A 2501-nucleotide genomic window follows, 5' to 3' on the forward strand; every position below is an offset into this window, starting at 1 on the left:
GCATATTTTTTGACGGCGTGCAGCTTCGGCTTCAACGGTTGTATTACTTTTAAAAAGGGCATTTTTGTAACCTGTTAATATTCCTTTCATCGTTTATATTTTTAAGGCTCAAGTGCCAAGTATCAAGTGTCAATGCCCAAATACTTGGATTTTGTACCTTGTTACTTGGTTCTTCTTTCCTTGTTCCTTTTATAAATAAAATACCCAGCCAAGCCAACAAGTGTTGCGATAATTAGCATAGGGACTTTTTTTTTAGTTTTTTCAAAATACAGCCTTGCTTCATCGGCTCTACGATTAACAAGCCCTTGTAGTTTTTTGCCATTAGCAAAAACGAACTTCTGAAATTCGTTTGCTATTTCTGGGCTATTGGGGTTTTTATTGACCAAAGAAACCAGCGCACTTTTTTGAAAATTTCCAACTCCAATATTGTAACAAAGCGACACTAAGGCATCAAATTGATTTTGTGAAATAGGAACTTTAATAAGTTTATTTACAGCCTTTTCATAGTTTTTCACAATTATTTTAAATATTCGTATGCCTTCTCTTTGTGATATAGGTTTGTCTTGCATTGTTACTTTTGTTCCGTTTGGATAAAAAGTAAAGCCATACCCGATAGTAGCCATTCCTGAGCTATCAATATATGGTTTTGCTCGGAAACCCTCCCATTTTCTAATAAACATTAGTCCATATTCAGAAATTGTCATCTCTTTATTTTTTTGTTTTTCCTAATGAAAAGAAAATAAACAATAGTACCACAAATAAGCAAAGTGCCTCCATAAGCTACTTTTTTTTAAACGAAAATCCCAACGTGCTTTTGTACCTCGTATATCGCAATGTACAAACGTATCATAAACGCCTATACCTCCTTGTTTTAGCTTACCTTGTGCAATAAGTTTTTCAATCGTTTGTGCGACATCTTCGGGTTTTAGTCCTTGTACTACTATATCGGCAGCTTTACCCAAAATATGCTGGCTCTTAGGCGAAGCGTTTTTTATTGTTGCATTGTATTTTGGTCTTCGGTATCCGCTGTTAATCGTTATTTTTTTTCCTAAAAAATCGCGTAAAACTTGTAGGTTTTTTGCCAATTCTTGAATATTTTTCAACACATCGGCAGGCATTGTAGCGCCATATTTGCTGTCAAATTCGACTTTTGTAAAATTCCTTGTTAGTTGCATTTTTGTATGTTTTTATAATTTTTCTTTGAATGTATAAATCTGTCCAAAACCCTCTATATCAATTTCATAACGTAAATCTTTTAATAAATTTTGAAACTCAATACTTTTAACTTTATCCAATAATCCTTTTTGAGTTAGAGCTGTCAATCCTGAAAAAATATCGCCCCCTCCAACGATAGATAAAAGCTCTTTTCCAACATCAATAAGTGGAATAGAAACACTTATATCTTTAAAAGTGTGCGTGCCACCGACAGGAAGATTTATTCCTTCAATATCATTGAGAGACCCCATAATAAGTAATTTTTCTTTGAGATACACTCTATATAACCTTCCTTTCAATAAACCGCCAGAAGATGCTGTAAAATCTTGTGAAGTGGGGTTTTGTAACGAAATATCTACATCAAATTTTAAGGCACTATTTGCTATACGAATACGTTTTATAGTGCTTAGTTTTATTTCGATTTTTTCAAAAACGGCTTTAGCCTGATTGACTTTTCCACTTACGAAGTTCATCATTGAACCGCCCAAAACAGCGACTAATCCCAATATTATATGTTTTCTTTCTATTTTCATAACCTATTGAATTTTATTATTTTACCTAAAACGAAAAGAATTATAACAACAACGATAAGGAGCAGACTAAATTCTCCACACCAAGCCAAAAACTTTATAAATTTTGGGATATAAGGAACTGGTATTTCTTTGTTTATTTCTACTTCTTTTGTTTCTATAACTTTGTGATTATTAGACTTATATGTATCAAATTGCGCTTGTAGTTCGTTATATAAAACAATCTGTTTTTGCAATTTATCGTAATAAATACCTGCTTTGTTTGCGCCTGAGTTTTTCCGACTTCGTAATTGAGACAAAATTTTGTGTAATTCCTTCTGGCACAAAGTATCACAATCTTTATTAGTAGTCTGAACAACAGGCACTTGAATAAACAACGTATCTTTGATTTTTTCCGTTTTAGAAATAATCAATGTATCTGTTTTAGTATGCTCGGTTGCGTGTTTCTCAAAATGTCGGGTTGTTTGTCCTATTTTACAACTGATAAACAGCAAACTCATTAGGATTATTAAAATAGATTTTTTCATTGTGCTTGTTGTTTTATTTGATTATATCTAACAGCTTTTCGTAATTCTTCGTTTTGTTTTTTCAGGATATTGTATTGCACTCGTAAATCTTCCAGTTCGGCTCGCAAGGCATCATACTTTTTATCATAATCATTTACGAATTTGAGGTACATCTCACGCATTTTGTCATTAACATCTGCTTCAATGATTTGTGTTTCAGCTTTTCTTTTGCGTTTTTCAAAAAAAATAC

Annotated in this window: 5 protein-coding genes; all 5 read right to left on the reverse strand. The window is 32.6% G+C overall.

The window, feature by feature from the left end:
- Window positions 1–161 precede the first annotated feature (161 nt).
- On the reverse strand, window positions 162–704 hold the full coding sequence (locus tag OO775_RS13770; RefSeq protein WP_264847802.1) for a lysozyme: 543 nt from the start codon (window positions 702–704) through the stop codon (window positions 162–164).
- A gap of 21 nt (window positions 705–725) precedes the next feature.
- Window positions 726–1175: a YcbK family protein gene (locus OO775_RS13775; RefSeq protein ID WP_264847803.1), complete on the reverse strand. Its 450-nt coding sequence runs from the start codon at window positions 1173–1175 to the stop codon at window positions 726–728.
- Between the two features lie 12 nt (window positions 1176–1187).
- Complete coding sequence (locus tag OO775_RS13780) at window positions 1188–1748, reverse strand: hypothetical protein (protein WP_264847804.1); 561 nt, start codon at window positions 1746–1748, stop codon at window positions 1188–1190.
- A complete protein-coding gene (locus OO775_RS13785) occupies window positions 1745–2272 on the reverse strand; it encodes a hypothetical protein (RefSeq protein WP_264847805.1) in 528 nt (175 codons plus the stop codon). The genes OO775_RS13780 and OO775_RS13785 overlap by 4 nt, the downstream gene beginning before the upstream one ends.
- A partial coding sequence (locus OO775_RS13790; protein ID WP_264847806.1) for a hypothetical protein occupies window positions 2269–2501 on the reverse strand: 233 nt, incomplete at its 5' end. The genes OO775_RS13785 and OO775_RS13790, both read right to left, overlap by 4 nt.

It is taken from the genome of Capnocytophaga catalasegens, from assembly GCF_026005215.1.
Classification (GTDB): domain Bacteria; phylum Bacteroidota; class Bacteroidia; order Flavobacteriales; family Flavobacteriaceae; genus Capnocytophaga; species Capnocytophaga catalasegens.

Excerpts from the sequence above, each read along its gene's own strand:
- OO775_RS13770 (WP_264847802.1), bottom strand. The coding sequence starts at position 704 with ATGACAATTTCTGAATATGGACTAATGTTTATTAGAAAATGGGAGGGT.
- OO775_RS13785 (WP_264847805.1), bottom strand. The coding sequence starts at position 2,272 with ATGAAAAAATCTATTTTAATAATCCTAATGAGTTTGCTGTTTATCAGT.
- OO775_RS13775 (WP_264847803.1), bottom strand. The coding sequence starts at position 1,175 with ATGCAACTAACAAGGAATTTTACAAAAGTCGAATTTGACAGCAAATAT.
- OO775_RS13780 (WP_264847804.1), bottom strand. The coding sequence starts at position 1,748 with ATGAAAATAGAAAGAAAACATATAATATTGGGATTAGTCGCTGTTTTG.